Annotated in this window: 17 protein-coding genes and 1 pseudogene; 4 read left to right on the top strand and 14 right to left on the bottom strand. The window is 64.7% G+C overall.

Annotated features, from left to right (window positions below):
• From I9P22_RS18005 to I9P22_RS17990, 4 genes and pseudogenes are all read left to right on the top strand, one after another.
• Window positions 1-81: pseudogene (locus I9P22_RS18005) on the top strand (IS5/IS1182 family transposase); the annotation flags it as partial.
• 80 nt (window positions 82-161) lie between these two features.
• Complete coding sequence (locus I9P22_RS18000) at window positions 162-1,133, top strand: aldo/keto reductase (RefSeq protein ID WP_233253461.1); 972 nt, start codon at window positions 162-164, stop codon at window positions 1,131-1,133.
• A gap of 43 nt (window positions 1,134-1,176) precedes the next feature.
• The gene (locus I9P22_RS17995; protein WP_199260870.1) at window positions 1,177-2,169 is read left to right on the top strand and encodes a malate dehydrogenase; all 993 of its coding nucleotides are present in this window, start codon (window positions 1,177-1,179) and stop codon (window positions 2,167-2,169) included.
• 60 nt (window positions 2,170-2,229) lie between these two features.
• Window positions 2,230-3,216, top strand: a complete 987-nt coding sequence (locus I9P22_RS17990) for a LysR family transcriptional regulator (RefSeq protein WP_199260869.1) — start codon at window positions 2,230-2,232, stop codon at window positions 3,214-3,216.
• Here I9P22_RS17990 and I9P22_RS17985 read toward each other — a convergent pair.
• The 14 genes from I9P22_RS17985 to I9P22_RS17920 all read right to left on the bottom strand — a co-directional run bounded on the left by I9P22_RS17985 (window position 3,149) and on the right by I9P22_RS17920 (window position 17,166).
• Window positions 3,149-3,388, bottom strand: coding sequence for a DUF2274 domain-containing protein (locus tag I9P22_RS17985; protein WP_199260868.1), 240 nt, complete (start codon window positions 3,386-3,388; stop codon window positions 3,149-3,151). The two genes, I9P22_RS17990 and I9P22_RS17985, sit on opposite strands and share 68 nt — an antisense overlap.
• Window positions 3,389-3,390: 2 nt before the next feature.
• Window positions 3,391-4,518 carry a TrbI/VirB10 family protein gene (locus I9P22_RS17980; RefSeq protein ID WP_199260867.1) on the bottom strand — a complete coding sequence of 376 codons (1,128 nt, stop codon included), beginning with the start codon at window positions 4,516-4,518 and terminating at the stop codon, window positions 3,391-3,393.
• Entirely contained in the window at window positions 4,515-5,543 is a 1,029-nt protein-coding gene (gene trbG, locus I9P22_RS17975; protein WP_199260873.1) for a P-type conjugative transfer protein TrbG, read from the bottom strand. The genes I9P22_RS17980 and trbG overlap by 4 nt, the downstream gene beginning before the upstream one ends.
• Window positions 5,540-6,229, bottom strand: coding sequence for a conjugal transfer protein TrbF (gene trbF, locus I9P22_RS17970; RefSeq protein WP_199260866.1), 690 nt, complete (start codon window positions 6,227-6,229; stop codon window positions 5,540-5,542). Before trbF ends, trbG begins: the two co-directional genes overlap by 4 nt.
• Window positions 6,226-7,584, bottom strand: a complete 1,359-nt coding sequence (trbL, locus tag I9P22_RS17965) for a P-type conjugative transfer protein TrbL (RefSeq protein ID WP_199260865.1) — start codon at window positions 7,582-7,584, stop codon at window positions 6,226-6,228. Before trbL ends, trbF begins: the two co-directional genes overlap by 4 nt.
• A gap of 3 nt (window positions 7,585-7,587) precedes the next feature.
• The gene (trbK-alt, locus tag I9P22_RS17960; RefSeq protein ID WP_199260864.1) at window positions 7,588-7,866 is read right to left on the bottom strand and encodes a putative entry exclusion protein TrbK-alt; all 279 of its coding nucleotides are present in this window, start codon (window positions 7,864-7,866) and stop codon (window positions 7,588-7,590) included.
• Window positions 7,867-7,883: 17 nt separating this feature from the next.
• On the bottom strand, window positions 7,884-8,654 hold the full coding sequence (gene trbJ, locus I9P22_RS17955; RefSeq protein ID WP_408635208.1) for a P-type conjugative transfer protein TrbJ: 771 nt from the start codon (window positions 8,652-8,654) through the stop codon (window positions 7,884-7,886).
• 8 nt (window positions 8,655-8,662) lie between these two features.
• Entirely contained in the window at window positions 8,663-11,173 is a 2,511-nt protein-coding gene (gene trbE / locus I9P22_RS17950; protein WP_199260863.1) for a conjugal transfer protein TrbE, read from the bottom strand.
• A 10-nt stretch (window positions 11,174-11,183) separates the two neighbouring features.
• Window positions 11,184-11,465, bottom strand: coding sequence for a VirB3 family type IV secretion system protein (locus tag I9P22_RS17945; protein ID WP_080620506.1), 282 nt, complete (start codon window positions 11,463-11,465; stop codon window positions 11,184-11,186).
• On the bottom strand, window positions 11,465-11,794 hold the full coding sequence (locus I9P22_RS17940) for a TrbC/VirB2 family protein (RefSeq protein WP_199260862.1): 330 nt from the start codon (window positions 11,792-11,794) through the stop codon (window positions 11,465-11,467). Before I9P22_RS17940 ends, I9P22_RS17945 begins: the two co-directional genes overlap by 1 nt.
• Entirely contained in the window at window positions 11,791-12,741 is a 951-nt protein-coding gene (gene trbB / locus I9P22_RS17935) for a P-type conjugative transfer ATPase TrbB (RefSeq protein ID WP_456299614.1), read from the bottom strand. The genes I9P22_RS17940 and trbB overlap by 4 nt, the downstream gene beginning before the upstream one ends.
• A gap of 232 nt (window positions 12,742-12,973) precedes the next feature.
• A complete protein-coding gene (locus I9P22_RS17930) occupies window positions 12,974-13,402 on the bottom strand; it encodes a ribbon-helix-helix domain-containing protein (RefSeq protein ID WP_199260860.1) in 429 nt (142 codons plus the stop codon).
• Window positions 13,403-13,406: 4 nt separating this feature from the next.
• Window positions 13,407-15,395, bottom strand: coding sequence for a conjugal transfer protein TraG (locus tag I9P22_RS17925; protein ID WP_199260859.1), 1,989 nt, complete (start codon window positions 15,393-15,395; stop codon window positions 13,407-13,409).
• 25 nt (window positions 15,396-15,420) lie between these two features.
• Entirely contained in the window at window positions 15,421-17,166 is a 1,746-nt protein-coding gene (locus tag I9P22_RS17920; protein ID WP_199260858.1) for a relaxase/mobilization nuclease domain-containing protein, read from the bottom strand.
• Between the last annotated feature and the right edge of the window lie 193 nt (window positions 17,167-17,359).

Below are 17,359 nucleotides of genomic sequence, written 5' to 3'. Positions count from 1 at the left end.
TACGACAAAACCGCAGACAGTTTCCTCGGCTTCATCGACATCGCCTGCATCAGGCTCTGGCTTCGCCATTTGTCAACATGACCTAATTTGCTTGCCAACGCGATATGTCAATCTCCCGAGCGAATGGACACAGAAATTTGGGGGGAACAATGCGCTCGCGGATGCTCGGAGATGATCTGGAAGTCTCGGAAATCGGCCTCGGCTGCATGGGGATGAGCGAGTTCTACGGCGCGCGTGACGATGAAGGATCGCGCCAGACCCTCACGGCCGCGCTCGATCTCGGGGCGACCTTCTGGGATACCGCCGATATGTACGGATCTTACCACAACGAGCAGTTCATCGGCGATTTCATCAGCGGTATGTCGAACAAGCCGGTGATCGCGACGAAGTTCGGCATCGTCCGGAGACCAGGCGCGTACGCGCGCAGCATCGATAACAGCGCAGAGTACATTCGCTCTTCCTGTGAAGGGTCTCTCAAGCGCCTGGGGATTGAGAGGATCGATCTGTACTACGTGCATCGCCTCGACCCCAAGGTCCCAATCGAGGATACGATGGCGACGCTCTCCGAACTCGTGAAGGAGGGCAAGATCGCACATATTGGCCTCTGCGAGGTGAGCGCGCGCACGCTGGAACGTGCCTGCTCGGTACATCCAGTGGCGGCGGTGCAGAGCGAATACTCGCTCTGGACGCTAGACGTTGAGAAGGAGGTCCTTGCGATGTGTCGTCACCTCGGGGTGGGATTCGTCGCGTATTCACCTCTTGGACGCGGATTCCTGACCGGAAAATATCGCGAGAACACGAAATTTGAGACCGATGACGTGCGGGCGCTTCTCCCGAGATTCGAAGCCGATGCTATGGCGAGGAACATCGCCATCGTAGATGAGGTGACGATGATCGCGGCACGGATAGGCTGCACACCGGCACAGCTCTGTCTCGCCTGGCTGCTGGCGCAAGGTGAGGAAGTTGTCCCGATTCCAGGCACGAAGAAAATCCACTACCTCAACGAGAACTGCGAGGCGGCAAAAATCAAGCTGAACACTGTCGATCTGGCGCAGTTGCAGCAGGTCATCCGCCGAACACCCATTTTCGGCGAGCGATATACGCCCGAAGGTATGAAGGGCGTGAATGTCTGACGATGCCGTTTGAGAACGGACAGCGACTTGAGAGGAAAAAACAATGAAAAACACAGGCGCCCGCAAAATTGTGGTGACAGGAGCAGGCGGTCAGATCGCCTATTCGTTGCTGTTTCGTCTTGCCGCAGGCGAACTCTATGGGAAAGAGCAACCGGTTTCACTGGTTCTTCATGACCTACCCGAAGCGGAGGACCGCGTGACCGGCGTTGCAATGGAACTCGCAGACGGTGCCTTTCCGCTGCTCCATGCAGTAATCACGACTTCCGACGCGGCTTGCGCCTTTGAAGATGCCGATGTCGCCTTCCTGGTTGGCGCCAAGCCACGTGGACCGGGCATGGAACGGAAGGATCTGCTTAAAGACAATGCAAGGATTTTCGAAGAGCAGGGCAAAGCGATCAATGCTGTGGCCAAGCCTTCGATCAGGATAGTCGTCGTCGGGAACCCCGCGAACACCAATGCGCTGATCCTGGCAAAAAATGCACCCCGCATATCCCGGCGGAACATCACGGCGATGATGCGCCTCGATCACAACCGGGCCTTGTCGATGATTGCAAAGGCGACCGACGCTGACATCGACGATATCCTTAAGCTCGCTGTCTGGGGAAATCATTCTCCGACGATGTATCCGGACATCGCAAATACCGTGGTGAGCGGGAGGCGCATTTTGGAACTGGCCTTGCCGGACTGGTCCAGCGAAACCTTCGTCCAGAGTGTCGCGCAGCGCGGCACAGCCATTATCCAAGCCAGAGGAGCATCGTCGGCCGCCTCCGCCGCGAATGCTGCCCTCGACCATATGCGTGACTGGATTCATGGAAGCGGGGGTCGGTGGGTGTCGATGGGTGTCTTCACCGAGGGCGATTATGGTTTTGATGACGACCTCGTAATCGGAGTTCCCGTCGTTTGCAGCGGTGGTGACTATAAGATCGTAAATCTCGAAATCAGCCAGGATGCTCGCGAGAAGATCAATGCCTCTATCGCCGAACTGAAGGAAGAGCGCGCATCAGTCTTTACTACCGGCCTAGTGGAGCCCTCGTAGAGCCGCATCTTGCGCGCCTCTTGAGGCATTCACCGCGGCAGCGAGAAGAACGGCGACGGAATGAAAAGGGAGAGGGCTAAGCCGGGCGGTCAGATTGAGTTTCGCCATCTCCGGTATTTCGTTGCCTCAGCCGAGCATGGCAGCTTCCGCAAAGCGGGGGCTGCCATCGGCGTTCAGGAATCCGCCATCAGCCGACGCGTCCGCGATCTCGAAGACCGCCTCGGCGCGTCCCTCTTTCATCGCCACAACGCCGGCGTCTGCCTCACATTCGCAGGCAGGCGATTCCTCCGGCGCGCCCGCCAGATCATCCGCAACCTGGGCGAAGGCGCCAACGACATCGCCGCCGCCGGCCGCGCCGAGAACGGCTGTGTCAGGATCGGCATCTACTCCTCCATCGCCTCGGGCTTCCTCGCCGAACTACTGCACAGCTACGGCCGTCGCCATGGCGATGTCAGGATCGAGCTGGTCGACGGCAATCCCGACGAGCACATCGCCGCGATCCGGCAGTTCCGCCTCGACGTCGCCTTCCTGACCGGGGATCGGGACTGGCCCGCCTGTGACCGGGCGCATCTGTGGTGCGAGCGGGTCTTCGTGGTGTTGCCCGATCAACACCCCCTCGCCGCCCGAGCCGAGCTGACATGGCCGGACCTGGCCGAGGAACCCTTCATCGTCAGCGAGGCCGCACCGGGCCAGGAGATCCACGATCATCTGGTGCGGGAACTGGCGGCGCTCGGCCGGCACCCCGAGATCCAGGTGCAGTCGGTGGGCCGCGACAACCTGCTGCCGTTGGTGGCGATCGGTCGGGGCCTGACGCTGGTGAGCGAGGCGATGACCGTCGCGCTGCTGCCTGGCATCACCTACCGCCCGATCACCGACGAGATACTCCCCTTCTCCGCCGTCTGGTCGCCCATCAACGACAATCCTGCCTTCCGCCGATTCCTCAGCATGGCCAAGGTGGCATCCACGAAATCCGCGAAAATCACCCCGACGCTTTCGTCGGTTGAACCGAGCGCCGCGCCTTGGCGAAGCCGCGATCCGTGGCGATGAAGCGCTGCAGCATGGGCGCGATGAGCTTGACGGGGTCGACGGCGGATTGCCCGGTCTCGCGGGCCAGCACCTCGGCATAGGCAACCAGATCGCGGTGGAGCGGCGCTGGCAGTTCCACCGCGATCTTTAAAGGCTTGTCCTCGACGATGGGGCCGAGTTTCAGTTTCGTCATGGTCAACCTCCTGCGGGTTCGAATACCAAGTCGCGGGTCACGATGATCCTGACTGGGAAGCCGGGCCGGATGGTCAGCGTTGGCGCGACCTGCAACTGGCGCTGGACGATCTGCTGGCCCGCCTGATTGACCGTATCCTGCGCCCCGTCTCGGATCGCCCGGATAAGCCGGTCCTCGTCGCTGGTCGCCAGCTCCGTGCCGACTGCGAGCAGCGTGGACAGCCCTGCGGCCTTCATCAGATCCCACCAGTTGTAGTCGATCCCGTCCTCAAGGCCGGCATAGCCGCTGGCGTCCGCGCCCGGCAGGCGTTCAAGGACGATGGAACGGCCGCCCGGCAGGATCAGACGATTCCACACCAGCAACACCCCGCGCTGGCCGAAGGTCACGCCATCATCGTATTGACCAATGATGCGCATTCCCTGCGGGATCAGGAGCAGGCTGCCGGTCGGGCTGTCATAGACGTTCTCGGTCACTTGCGCGGTGATCTGGCCGGGCAAGTCGGAACGGATGCCGGTGATGAGCGCGGCCGGAATGACGGCCCCGGCCTGTAGTATCCAGGGCGAGGCCGGCGGCGTGACGCGATCCGGCGCGACAGTCTGCCGGTCCACGGGTCCATTGAGGAAAGCCGCGCGCCGGTCCTGCGTCGCGGGCTGTCCGCCGAGGCCAAGACCGGCAAGGCCGGACATGGCCGTTCCTGCCGGCGATCCCGTGCGCGGACCGGACTGGAAGAACACATTGCTCAACCGCGCGGCTTCTTCCTCGGCGCGGCGGCGTTCTTCCTCGGGATCGACGGCCGGCGTCGCGATGGTCGGTGGCACGACCGGCTGTCCCCGGTTCTGCGCTTCAAGGATGGGGCGTCCGAGGTCTCCCGGCAATGCTGGCCCCAGGACGGGGCCGGTATAGTCACTCGGCAGGCCGGACAGGCCGTCCGCCGTGGGTCGGTTCTCGGTCGAATAGAGTTCTCCGCCTCCCGGTCCTGCATCGCGGGTCTGGAGTGCGTAGATCAGTGCGCCGCCGATGCCGAGCAGAGCGACAGCGCCGACGCCCGCCAGCATCTTGCGGGATAGACGGGTAACGCGGGGGGCTTCTGCGCGCAGCCGCATGGGCGCGGCGGTGTCGGTCTCGCTCATGAGGACGATCCTCCCGTGAACGTGCCGGCCGGTTGCGCGGCCGCCTGCGTCTGTTCCATGCGGACGATCCTGACGACCTGCTGGCGGTTGCCGCTGCCAAGGCGCAGCTCGGCCGCGCCGAACAGGCGGTCCACGATCAGCACGTTCTGGTGGACGCGGGAATTGACGATCTGCGGCTCGCCGTCTGCGCCGAGCACGAAGATCGGCGGCATCTCGCCCTGCACGATGCCGCGCGGGAAGACGACATAGGTGCGCCTGCCATCGTCGAAGACGGAAACCGGCCGCCAAGGTGGGTTGTCGCCCCGCACCTGCAATCCGTAGCGATAATTGCGGGCCGCCTCGGCGGGGATGACGGGCGCGGCCGGTATGCTGGCACGGCTTCCCGGCGGCGGTGCGGGATAGGCCCATGCCACGGAGGGCATGTAGAGCGCTTCCCGCGCACGCAACTCGATCATGTAAACCCGTCGATCGGTGGTGATCACGAGATTGGTCGAGATGTCCTCGCGTGTCGGCTTGACGAGAATATGGACGCGGCGGTTCGCGCCCGACCCGCTTTCGGTATCGCCGATGATCCAGCGCGTGGTATCGCCGGCGGCAATTGGTCCCGCTCCGGTCAGGCTCTCGCCCGGCTCCAGCGCGATATTGGTGATCTGTCCCGGCGCGGCATAGACCTGATAGAGCGCGCCTTCCGACCAGGGATAAATCTGGATGGCGTTGTAGTAGCCTTCCCGGCGCGGTTCGACACGGGCGGCGGCATTGGCGTTTTCGACGCGGCCGGTCGGCGTGCCGGCGGCGGTGCCGCCGCGCGCGACGGTCCAGCCCGGCGGGACATGCAGCGGCCGGGGCGTTGTGTCGGTCGCAGCCGCCCGCACGGTCGGCAAGGGCGGCACATCGGCGTCGTAGCTGAACTGCGGCGTCCGATTGGTCGCGCAGCCAGCGAGCATGGTCGCGGAAAGCAACAAAGCCGGAAGGCCGAGTTTACGGAAAACCGGAAAGGCGGGTTCTCTTAAAGACGTTCGGTTCATTGGCTCATCTCCCGCGACCAGTTGATCGCGTTGACATAAATTCCAAGAGGATTGGCGCGCAGCCGCTCGGCGTCGCGCGGGGGCTGGATCAGGATGGTCAGGATCGCCGTCCATCGCTCGGTGGAGGAAAGCTGGCCGTTTTCATAATGGCGTTCGACCCAGGCCACGCGGAAGCTGTCGGGCGATGCCCGGATGACGCTGGAAACTTCGACGGCGACCTGCTGGCGACCGACGCGGGTGAATGGATCATTGGCGCGGGCATAGTCGTTGAGCGCCGCTGCGCCTCGATCCGTGGTGAACTCGTAGGCGCGAAGCCAGTTCTGGCGGACGATGATCGCGTCGGCCGGGATCGCGCGCACCTGCTCGATGAAACGGCCGAGATGGAAGGCGATCTGCGGATCGGTCGGGCGATAATCGGCGTTCGCGGGCGAGACGGTCTGCGCCTCGCCGAGTTGGTCGACTTGGACCACCCAGGGCACCACGGTCCCCTGCGCCGATTGCCAGACCAGCGCCGTCGCGAAGCCCGCAGACAGGATCAGCGAGCCGAAGGCCATATAGCGCCAGTTCCTCGCTTGCACGCGGGCCGAGCCGATGCGCTCGTCCCAGACCTGGGCGGCGCGCTGATAAGGCGTCTCCGGCTCGGGCACCTTGCCATAGTGGGTCGTCGGTCGTTTGAAGATGTTCATGTGCGGTCACTTTCGGAAAGGCTGACGGATGAGCCGGGGCCATGGCTGTCGCCGGATCGGACAGCATGTGCGGCGGCGGTGACGCCGTGGCTCATCGCTTGGCTGCGGCGCATTTTCTGTGCCCAGGCCGGCGAAGCATCAGCGGCTGAAGGAGGGGATTGCTCGGGCGATGGGGCGCCCCCGACCGTTCCCATGGAGGAACTGCCGCCGGACGCTGCGAACCCGGCTCTTGCGCCATCGGAATAGCTGGATTTCATGCTGTCAGCGGCGCGGGTGGCAGCGCGCTTCAGAGGCGAGATGGCCGCCGACGCGCCGGCGCGGCCAACACCGCCAAGACCGGAAGCAACCCCGGTCGCACCGGAGCCGCCCATCGAGCCGAGCGTATAGGCCGAGGAGGCCGCCCCGGCGGCCGCAGCGCCACCGCGCGCGAGTGCGGCACCACCAGAGAGAGCAGCAGCTCCGCCACGCGCGGCGAGCATGGTTGCGCCTCCGGCTGCCACAGCGGCGCCACCAACGGCGAGTCCTGTGCCGACGACAGCGCCAGCGCCAAGCTGCGGACCGCCGGAAACGAGGCCGGTGGCGATGCCGGGACCGAAAATGCCGAGTCCAAGGAGTGACAGCGCGGCAAGAACGATCGCCATGGCGTCGTCCACGGTCGGGGTCGCGCCGCCGAATCCCGCGGTAAACTGCGAGAACAAGGTGCTGCCGATACCGATGATGACGGCCAGGACCAGCACCTTGATGCCGCTGGAGATGACGTTCCCCAGAACCCTCTCTGCCATGAAGGCGGTCTTGCCGAAGAGGCCGAAGGGGATGAGCACGAAGCCGGCCAGCGTGGTCAGCTTGAACTCGATCAGGGTCACGAAAAGCTGGATGGCGAGGATGAAAAAGGCGAGGATGACCAGCGCCCAGGCGAAGAACAGGCAGAGGATCTGCACCAGGTTCTCGAAGACCGCAACCCAGCCCATCAGATCGGAGATGGATTCCAAGAGCGGCCGGCCGGCGTCCAGCCCGGTCTGGGCGACACGGCCGGGGCGCAAGAGATCGGCAACAGAGAATCCGGTGCCCGAGGCCATCAGGCCCAGCCCGGCGAAGCTCTCGAAGACGATCCGGGCGAGGTTGTTCCAATTGCTGATGATGTAGGCGAAGACACCCACGAACAGAGTCTTTTTGACGAGCCGCGCCATGATGTCGTCATCCGCGCCCCAGGCCCAGAAGAGCGCGGCGAGCGTCACATCGATCACGATCAGCGTGGTGGCGATGAAGGCCACCTCGCCGCCAAGCAGGCCGAAGCCGCTGTCGATGTAGCTGGTGAAGATGCCGAGAAAATTGTCGATGACCCCCGTTCCACCCATGGCTCATTGCCCTCCGTTCGGCTCAGGGGCCGGCGTGCGGCCGAGGAAGCGGTCGCGTGTCTCGGCCCAGATACGGAGACAGGCCGGATCGTTGGCCGCGGCCTCGCCCATCTCCTGGCAACGGCGCTGCCCCTCGCGCAGCGGATCGGCCGGTGGCTGGAATGCGGGAGCGGAAGGCGCGGGAACGGACAAGTCCTCGCGGGTCATCTCGATGATGGTCGCCGTTATGGCGACGGCGATGAACACGATGGCCGCGATCCGGGCCAGCACCTTCCCTTCCATGATCGTCCCTCCCCGCCTCAGTTGAACATCCGGGCATTGCCGGGCTGGTAGCCCGACCCCGGCGTCAGGAAGCGTTCGCGCCGGATGCGGCCCTGCTCGGCGGCGGTCGCGCGCTCGGCCTCGGACAGCGCGTCGGCGCGGCCGTTGGCCGAAATCACCGCAATTAGGTCGGAGAGCTGCTGCGATTGCAGGGCGAGAAGCTGGTTGCCGGCCTGGGTGGCCTGAAGCGCGCCGGTCGCCCCCTGGCTTTCGCCGACGAGTGCGGACATCTCGGCCCGGTTGCTGTCGATGTTGCCGACGACACCGGCCTGCACCCGCATGGCGTCCTGAAGCCCGCCCACCGTGTTCTCCCAGCGGGACCGGGCATCGGCGATGAGCTGCTGGTCGGTCGCGGACAGGGACAGATTGCCGTAGTCCTGCTGGAACATCTGGTCGATGTTCTGCACGTCGAAGGCGATGTTCTGGGCCTCCCCCAGAAGCTGCTGGGTGCGGCTCACGTTCTGCTGAAGCGCCTGAAGCGAACTGTAGGGCAGGCTCGCAAGGTTGCGGGCCTGGTTGATCAGCATCTGCGCCTCGTTCTGGAGCGACGTGATCTGATTGTTGATCTGCTCCAGCGTGCGGGCGGCGGTCAGCAGGTTCTCCGCGTGGTTGGTGGGATCATAGACAATCCGACCGAACCCGCCGAAGAAGGCATGGGCCGGAGCGGTGAATACCGGGGCCAAGGCCATCGGCGCAGCGAGCGCAACGGCCAGCGCCGAAGCGCTGACCATGCGGGTGAACCGGGGCATTTTGCACATCATGGGGTATTCTCCTCTTCTTCCAGGGTGGGTCCGAACTCGTCGACATCGACGAGGGGAGGCGGCAGGGGCTCGCTTTCGATTGCGAGATTGGTGACGTCCGGGATGAGATCGGCGGCCCATTCGACGCCGCGCGCCTTGAGCCAGCCGGCGAGGAACCCGTCGCGGCCATGCTCAGTGAGGATTTCGGTGATCAACGTCTGATCGGATTTCGATGAGGCAGCGCAGAGCGCCAATCCGACCTCCGACAAGCCCAGTTCGAACAGGCGGTTGCCGCGCCGCGACTGGCAGTAGTAGTCCCGCTTCGGCGTGGCGCGCGCGAGGATCTCGATCTGGCGATCATTGAGGCCGAAGCGGCGGTAGATCGCTGTGATCTGGGGTTCGATCGACCTTTCGTTGGGAAGCAGGAGCCGGGTCGGGCAGCTCTCGATGATGGCCGGCGCGATGTTGCTGCCGTCGATGTCGGACAGGGACTGCGTGGCGAAAACGACCGAAGCGTTCTTCTTCCGCAGGGTCTTGAGCCATTCCCTGAGCTGGTCCGCGAACCCTTCGTTGTCCAGCGCCAGCCAGCCCTCGTCGATGATCAACAGCGTGGGTCGGCCGTCCAACCTGTCGCCGATGCGGTGGAAGAGATACGACAATACCGCCGGTGCTGCTCCGGTGCCGACCAAGCCCTCGATCTCGAACGCCTGCACGTCGGCGGAACCGAGATGCTCGGTCTCGGCATCGAGCAGCCGGCCATAGGGACCGCCGACGCAATAGGAGCGCAGCGCCTGTTTCAGATCATTGGATTGCATTAGCACGGCGAGGCCGGTGATGGTGCGTTCGCCGACCGGGGCGGAAGCGAGCGAAGTCAGCGCCGTCCAGATATGTTCCTTGACGTCCGGGGTGATCTGGATGTTCTCGCGCATCAGGATCGCCACGATCCAGTCGGCAGCCCAGGCGCGTTCGGCGGTTTCATGGATACGGGCCAACGGTTGCAACGAAACCGAAGTCTCGGAAGCATCGGTCAGTTCGCCACCAAGATCATGCCAGTCGCCACCCATGGCGAGAGCCGCAGCCCGGATCGATCCCCCGAAGTCGAATGCAAAGATCTGGCTGCGCGCGTAGCGGCGGAACTGCAACGCCGTCAGCGCCAGCAGCACCGACTTGCCCGCACCTGTGGGACCGACGACAAGGGTGTGGCCCACATCGCCGACATGGAGAGAAAACCGGAACGGGGTTGATCCTTCGGTCCTGCCATAGAGCAGCGGGGGCGCGCCGAAGTGATCGTCCCGTTCCGGCCCTGCCCACACGGCGGACGAGGGAACCATGTGGGCAAGGTTGAGCGTCGAGATCGGCGGCTGGCGGACATTGGCGTAGGCATGTCCGGGCAGGCTGCCGAGCCAGGCGTCGACGGCATTGACCGTCTCGACCATGACGCTGAAATCGCGGGACTGGATGATCTTCTCGACTAGGCGCAGCTTTTCGTCGGCGCGGCGGGCATCCTCGTCCCAGACGGTGACGGTCGCCGTAACATAGGCCATCCCGGCCATATCGGCGCCGAGTTCCTGCAAGGCCATGTCGGCGTCGGCGGCCTTGTTTGCTGCATCCGTGTCCACGAGCGTGGATTGTTCATTGGTCATCACCTCCTTGACGATCGCCGCGATGCTCTTGCGCTTGGCGAACCACTGCCGCCTGATCTTCGTCAGCAGCCGGGTTGCGTCGGTCTTGTCCATGAGGATGGCGCGGGTGGACCATCGGTAGGGGAAGGCCAGCCGGTTCATCTCGTCGAGCAGGCCGGGGGTGGTGGTGGCCGGAAAGCCGGTGATCGTCAGGATCCGTAGATGTTGATTGCCCAGGCGCGGCTCCAGGCCGCCGGTCAGCGGCTGATCAGCCAGCAGCGCATCGAGATAGATCGGAGTTTCCGGCACACAGACACGATGCCGGTTGGTCGAGATCGTCGAATGCAGGTAAGTCAGCGTGCCGGCGTCATCGAGCCAGCGGCATTCCGGCATAAAGCCGTCGAGCAGCGCCAGCACGCGATCGGTGCGGTCGATAAAGCCGCGCACCAGTTCCCAGGGGTTCACGCCCGAGGTTTCGCGGCCCTCGTAAACCCATGACTCGGAGCGTGCCGCATCTTCCGCGGGCGGAAGCCACAGGAAGGTCAGGAAGTAGCCCGACACGAAATGGCTGCCTTCCTCCTCGAAATCGGCCTTGCGTTCGGCATCGACCAGCGCCGAGGCCGGATCGGGGAATCGGCTCGCGGGATAGGTCGCAGCTTCCGACCGCTGGGCCTCGACAAAGATCGCCCACCCGGAGCCGAGACGGCGGAAGGCGTTGTTCAGCCGTCCGGCCACCGCGACCAGTTCGGCCGCGACGGCGGAATCCAGATCGGGACCACGAAACTTGGCGGTTCTCTGGAACGAGCCGTCCTTGTTGAGGACAACGCCCTCCCCGACCAGCGCCACCCAAGGCAAGTAGTCGGCCAGGCGGGAAGCGGTGCGGCGGTATTCTGCAAGATTCATCATGGCTCGTACCTCACACCGAGAGATGGCCGGGGATGCGGAGATGGCGGCGCGCCACCTCCACGAAGAGCGGATCGCGCTTGGCGGCCCAGACGGCGGCGATGTGACCGACCGCCCAGATCAGGATGCCTGCAAGCCAGAGCTGGAGGCCGAGGCCGACGGCCCCGGCCAGGGTGCCGTTGAGAATGGCAACAGATCGCGGCGCACCGCCGAGCAGGATCGGCTCGGTCAGCGCGCGGTGAACCGGCACCGCGAAGCCCGGCACGGTATCGAGGGCCTCGAAGCTCACAGCCATCAGACCAGCGCTCCGCCGCCGAAGCTGAAGAACGACAGGAAGAAGCTGGATGCCGCGAAGGCGATGGAGATGCCGAAGACGATCTGGATCAGCCGCCGGAAGCCGCCACCGGTATCGCCGAAGGCCAACGTCAGGCCGGTGACGATGATGATAATCACCGCCACGATTTTCGCCACCGGACCTTCGACGGATTCGAGGATGGATTGCAGCGGCGCCTCCCAGGGCATGGAGGAGCCGGAGGCCCAGGCCGGGGATGTCATCAGGTTCACCCAGGCGAAGGCCGATGCGGTCGCGATATGGTGGCGGATACAGAAGGCACGACGGATCATGCAGATTCTCCAGTGCTGTGAGTGGTGTCGGATTCTGAAAAGGCGGGGGAAATCCGGTAGTCGCCGTCCGGTCCGAGACCTTCGACGCGGGCGAGTTCGACAAGCCGCCGTGCGGAACCGCGCCCGGAGAGGACGGCAACAAGGTCGATGGTTTCCGCGATCATCGCGCGCGGGACGGTGACGACGGCTTCCTGGATCAGTTGTTCGAGGCGGCGAAGGGCACCGATGCCGGAACCGGCATGGATTGTGCCGATCCCGCCGGGGTGTCCGGTGCCCCAGGCTTTGAGGAGATCGAGCGCCTCAGCCCCACGCACCTCGCCGATGGGAATGCGATCAGGGCGCAGGCGCAGGGACGACCGCACCAACTCGGACAAGCTGGCGACGCCATCCTTGGTCCGCATGGCCACCAGATTCGGCGCCGCGCATTGCAGCTCGCGGGTATCTTCAATGATGACGACCCGATCCTGGGTCTTGGCTACCTCAGCCAAAAGCGCATTGGTCAGCGTAGTCTTGCCGGTGGACGTGCCACCCGCGACGAGGATGTTCGCACGCGACTGGACAGCGGCGCGGAGCGTTTCCGCCTGCCCGGCGGACATGATGCCGGCTGCCACATAGTCATCCAGCGCGAACACTGCGACGGCGGGCTTGCGGATGGCGAAAGCCGGCGCGGCCACGACCGGCGGCAACAAGCCTTCGAAGCGCTCGCCGGTCTCGGGCAGCTCGGCCGATACGCGGGGACTACGGGTGTGGACCTCAACGCCGACATGGTGTGCGACCAGCCGCACGATGCGCTCGCCGTCGGCGGCGGAGAGGACATCACCCGTATCGGAGAGCCCTTCGGAAAGCCGGTCTATCCAGATCCGGCCATCGGGGTTCAGCATGACCTCGACGACCGACGGGTCTTGCAGCAGGGTTAAGATGGCAGGCCCGAGCGCCGTTCGGAGCATGCGCGCGCCGCGGTCCACCGTTGCCTGTTTGTGGTTGATGCCTGCCATCTCGTCCCCGTTCCACCGGGGAGGCGAGAGACGATCCCCGGATGGGGATCACTAAAAGAGACCCAAATCGGGTCGTTTCAACAAGTTTCGGTCGTCGTAGTACTGTAGGTTAAAAATACAGGAGAACGGCGGTGTCATCCTGTTGCTGAAGCCGCGCCCGTCGTCTCCGTTCAGTGCGCCGCAGTCAGTTTTCTGATTCGGGCACATCCTCGGAAACCTCCTGCTGGAGCTTCGGCCCCTGCGCGAGACGGCGACCGAGCGCAGTGACGAAAGCTTCATACCGCTCTCCCACCTTGGCCTTGGCCGCGTTCGCAGCGGGTTCGGGAAGGGCCGGCGTCGTGGCGAGCCAGAAGCGGATGAAGACAGCCAGGGTCTCGACAGCAATTCCGACGTCGCGCTCCACGCGGGTCAGGCGGCGGTCGAACTGGTCGAGGCGTCGGGCGATGATCGCCTCCCGACGTTCGGCATCGTCGGGCGACAGGAACGACGCGATCGCTGCCTCGGCGATCATGGACTGCGAGCGATCCCGGCGAGCGGCAAATTCCACCAGGGCCTTCTCGACGGCCGGGTCGAGATAGACCGTGACCTTTCTCTTTTTCCCGGGACTGGTCATGCCGCTAGAGATCCATGCCGTCGCCGGGGTTCATCGAGACCTGACGCGCGACACCCTGGACATGGCGGATCATGCGCCGGGTCTGGGCAGCTTCTTCGTCAACATCATCAGACAGCCCAGCCTCCCATTCGTTTTCGATGGGCTTTTTCTTCTCCACCGGCTTCACGCGGCTGAGTTCGGGTTGCAGCCTGCGTTCGGATTGGGTTGGGTCTTCATCCTCGGCCGGTTCAGCCGAAGGATCTTCGCCGGAATATTCGGGCCGCGCCGGAATCGGCAACGCGGTCCAGTCGTCCGGCTGCGGCATGTCGGGCGCCGTCAGTTCCGGTGGCGAGAGCAGGCGTTCGCGGAACCGCTCGTCCTCGAAATACCGTGCCTTCTTCGCGCGAACCGGCGGGATGCCGGCGACCATGACGATCTCGTCGTCGGGCGGAAGCTGCATGATCTCGCCCGGCGTGAGCAACTGGCGGGCGGTTTCCGAGCGCGAGACCATCAGGTGGCCCAACCAGGGCGACAGCCGGTGCCCGGCGTAGTTCTTCATCGCCTTCATCTCGGTGGCGGTGCCCAGAGCGTCCGAGACCCTCTTGGCGGTGCGCTCGTCATTGGTGGCAAAGCTCACCCGCACATGGCAGTTGTCGAGGATCGAGTTGTTCGGCCCATAGGCTTTCTCGATCTGGTTCAGCGACTGCGCGATCAGGAAGCTCTTGAGGCCGTAACCCGCCATGAAGGCCAGCGCGGTCTCGAAGAAGTCCAGCCGCCCGAGCGCAGGAAACTCGTCCAGCATCAGGAGCAGCCGGTGCCGCCCAGCGTTCTCCTGCAGATCCTCGGTGAGGCGACGGCCGACCTGATTGAGCAGCAATCGCATCAGGGGCTTGGTGCGGTTGATGTCGGAGGGCGGCACGACGAGGTAAAGCGTTGTCGGCTGCTCGCCCCCGACGATATCGCTGATGCGCCAGTCGCACCGGCGCGTCACCTCGGCGACCACGGGATCGCGATAGAGGCCGAGGAAGGACATGGCGGTCGACAACACCCCCGACATTTCATTGTCGGATTTGTTGCGCAGTTCGCGCGCCGCGCTGGCGACGACGGGATGCGGTCCCGCGTCCCCCAGATGCGGGGTTCGCATCATGGCAAGCAGGGTGGATTCGACCGGGCGCTTGGGATCGGAGAGGAATTTGGCGACGCCCGCCAGCGTCTTATCCGGCTCGGCATAAAGGACATGCAGGATCGCGCCGACGAGGAGCGAATGGGAGGTCTTTTCCCAGTGATTCCTTTTGTCCAGGGAACCCTCTGGGTCCACCAGAATATCGGCGATGTTCTGGACGTCGCGCACCTCCCACTGACCGCGCCGCACCTCGAGCAGCGGATTGTATGCCGAGGAGTTCGGATTGGTGGGATCGAAGAGCAGCACCCGGCCATGCTGCGCGCGGAAACCGGAGGTGAGCTGCCAGTTCTCGCCCTTGATGTCGTGGACGATGGCCGAGCCCGGCCAGGTCAGGAGCGACGGGATGACCAGACCGACGCCCTTGCCGGATCGCGTCGGCGCGAAGCACAGCACATGCTCTGGCCCGTCATGGCGCAGATAGTCCTTCTCGTATCGGCCGAGAACGACGCCATCGGGATCGAGGAGGCGCGCGGCCCTGACCTCGGACTTCTCGGCCCATCGCGCGGAACCATAGGTGACGACGTTCCTGGCCTCGCGCGCTCGCCAGACCGACATGCCGATGGCGACGGCGATGGCGATGAAGCCGCCCGAGGCCGCGATGATCCCGCCCTTGGCGAAGATCGGCGGCGCATAGGCTTCGTAGAAATACCACCACCAGAAGATCGCGGGCGGATAATAGACCGGCACGCCAAAGATCTCGAACCAGGCTGGCCCGAGCTGCGGCTGATAGCCGAGGCTCCAGGCGACGTATTGCGTCGCGCCCCAGGTGGTGGCGAGGATGATGAGGAACACGATACTGATCTGTCCCCAGAGGATCTTGGTCGCGGACATGGGCGATGGTCCTTTCCGGTTGATGTCAGAGGCCGAGGCCGCGCTTGCGGCCGAATTCCCAATCGACGCCGCCATCGTCACGAGCGACGCCTGAGACATGGCGGCCGATCTGCTTTTCGAGGGAGGGTGACCAGGGCACGAGCTGGAAGCCGAGGCCGTCGTCGATCATCGCGAAGCGCCCGGAGGCGAGCGCAAGCCGTTGACGATAGGCGCCGGCGACATATTCGCCGCTGCCGGCGCGGTTGAACGGCATGCCAGTCTCAGCAGCGAGCTTCTCGCCGAGCGCATCGACCTCGCGCTGGCGCAGGGTGCTGAGAAGGCGACGCGCGAAGACGACGCGGCCGCCCTGGCCTTGCCGCTCGGCCAGACCCTCGCCGATGAGATGCTCGGCACGTTCATCAAGTGCCTGACGGACTTCCGCGCCGAAACCGCTGTCCGAAAGGGCGATGGGTTCACGGGCAATCGCCTGCCGGTCGAGCCAGGTCGCGCCAGTGGCACCGACCTGAGCGCCAAGATCGAGATCGGAGCGGACGGCGAGTGCGACCCGGCGCTGCCCTTGCGCGTCCTCCCAGGATCGCAGTTCCACGATGGAACCGGGCGGGCTGTCGCCCGTGGCATCGAGATGCGGCAGCCTGATATGATGGGTGCGACCGTCGGTGCCGTCGACCACAGCATAGGCCGTGCCCTTCAACTCGTCATCGAGGCCGCGCTCGACCAGTCGGCCGATGACGGGAACGTCGAGACTTTCGCCGGCGAGAACATAGCTGCCGGAACCGCGCTCGATGCCGCGCTCGGTCAGGGCGCGGTGCATGCGCTTGATGATGTCCCCGCGCTCGCCCATTTCGCGCAGCACGGTTTCGGCCTCGGGCTTGATGAACCATTGCGAATGTCCGATCTGCCCGGCCAATCCCCGGATTTCGAGGGTGCGCAGCCGCCCGACCTTCAGCGCATGGAACTCGTCCGGCTGGCGGTCGGGAAGCGGGGCAAGGTCGATGATCCCGGACGTGTGGGCGTCGCGGACAAGCTGCCGGTCAAGCTGGGTCCAGCGTTCCGCTTCGACCTGCCGCTCCAGATTGCGGTGGATCTCCAGATCGGTGCGCGGGCCGAGTTCCTGCGTGACGAGATCCTGCGCGCGGGCGCGCATCCCCTCCTTGATGTAGTCGCGGGAGATCACCAGATCCTGGCCGTCGTCCGTGCGCCCGCGCAGCATGATGTGGATATGGGGATTGTCGGTGTTCCAGTGATCGACCGCGACCCAATCGAGCCGGGTGCCGAGATCTTTTTCCATCTGCCCCATCACCTCGCGGGTGTGGGCTTTTAGATCGGCCATATCCACCGCGTCTTCGGGCGAGACGATGAAGCGGAAATGATGCCTGTCGTCCTGGCACCTTTCCGCGAAGGCGCTGGCATCCATGTCGTCGATTTCCGGGCCGAACATCCGCGCCTTTTCCCCGTCGCGGGTCACGCCATCGCGGCGCAGGTAATTCAGATGCGCGCCCAGCGGGGCGGAGCGCGCCGTGTGACGCACCACACGGGTCTTGATGACGACGATACGCGAGCGCGCGCTCAGCAGGCGATTGGCCTGGATGCTGGCGCGCTGGCCGCGCCCGAAGCGCGAGCGGTTGCCGGAGGTGATCTTCCCCGAGCGCGAGACGCGGCCGCCGGCCTTCTGGGCGGCGGCGAGCGCCTGCGCGACGAAGGGCCGGACCTGCTGCGCGCGGGTCGATCGGATGCGCCCAGGACGGATGCGGAACTCACTGTCATCTGACATGGCGCTGGCCCGCACAGTGCAAAAGAATGTGGAATATCAGTAAGATGAGAGCGCAGCGCACGGTGCGCGCCAGCGCCGCACGGCGCGGAACGCGACGGAAAACCCTGCTAGAGCGTATCGCGGGCATCAAGATTCAGGATTCCCGGCCTGCTCGTGATGTGCTTCCCTTTTGCTGAGGCAGGTATGGGGGAGC

This window comes from Paracoccus binzhouensis, from assembly GCF_016446475.1.
Taxonomy (GTDB): domain Bacteria; phylum Pseudomonadota; class Alphaproteobacteria; order Rhodobacterales; family Rhodobacteraceae; genus Paracoccus; species Paracoccus binzhouensis.
This window is presented reverse-complemented; position numbering and strand designations above follow the sequence as displayed.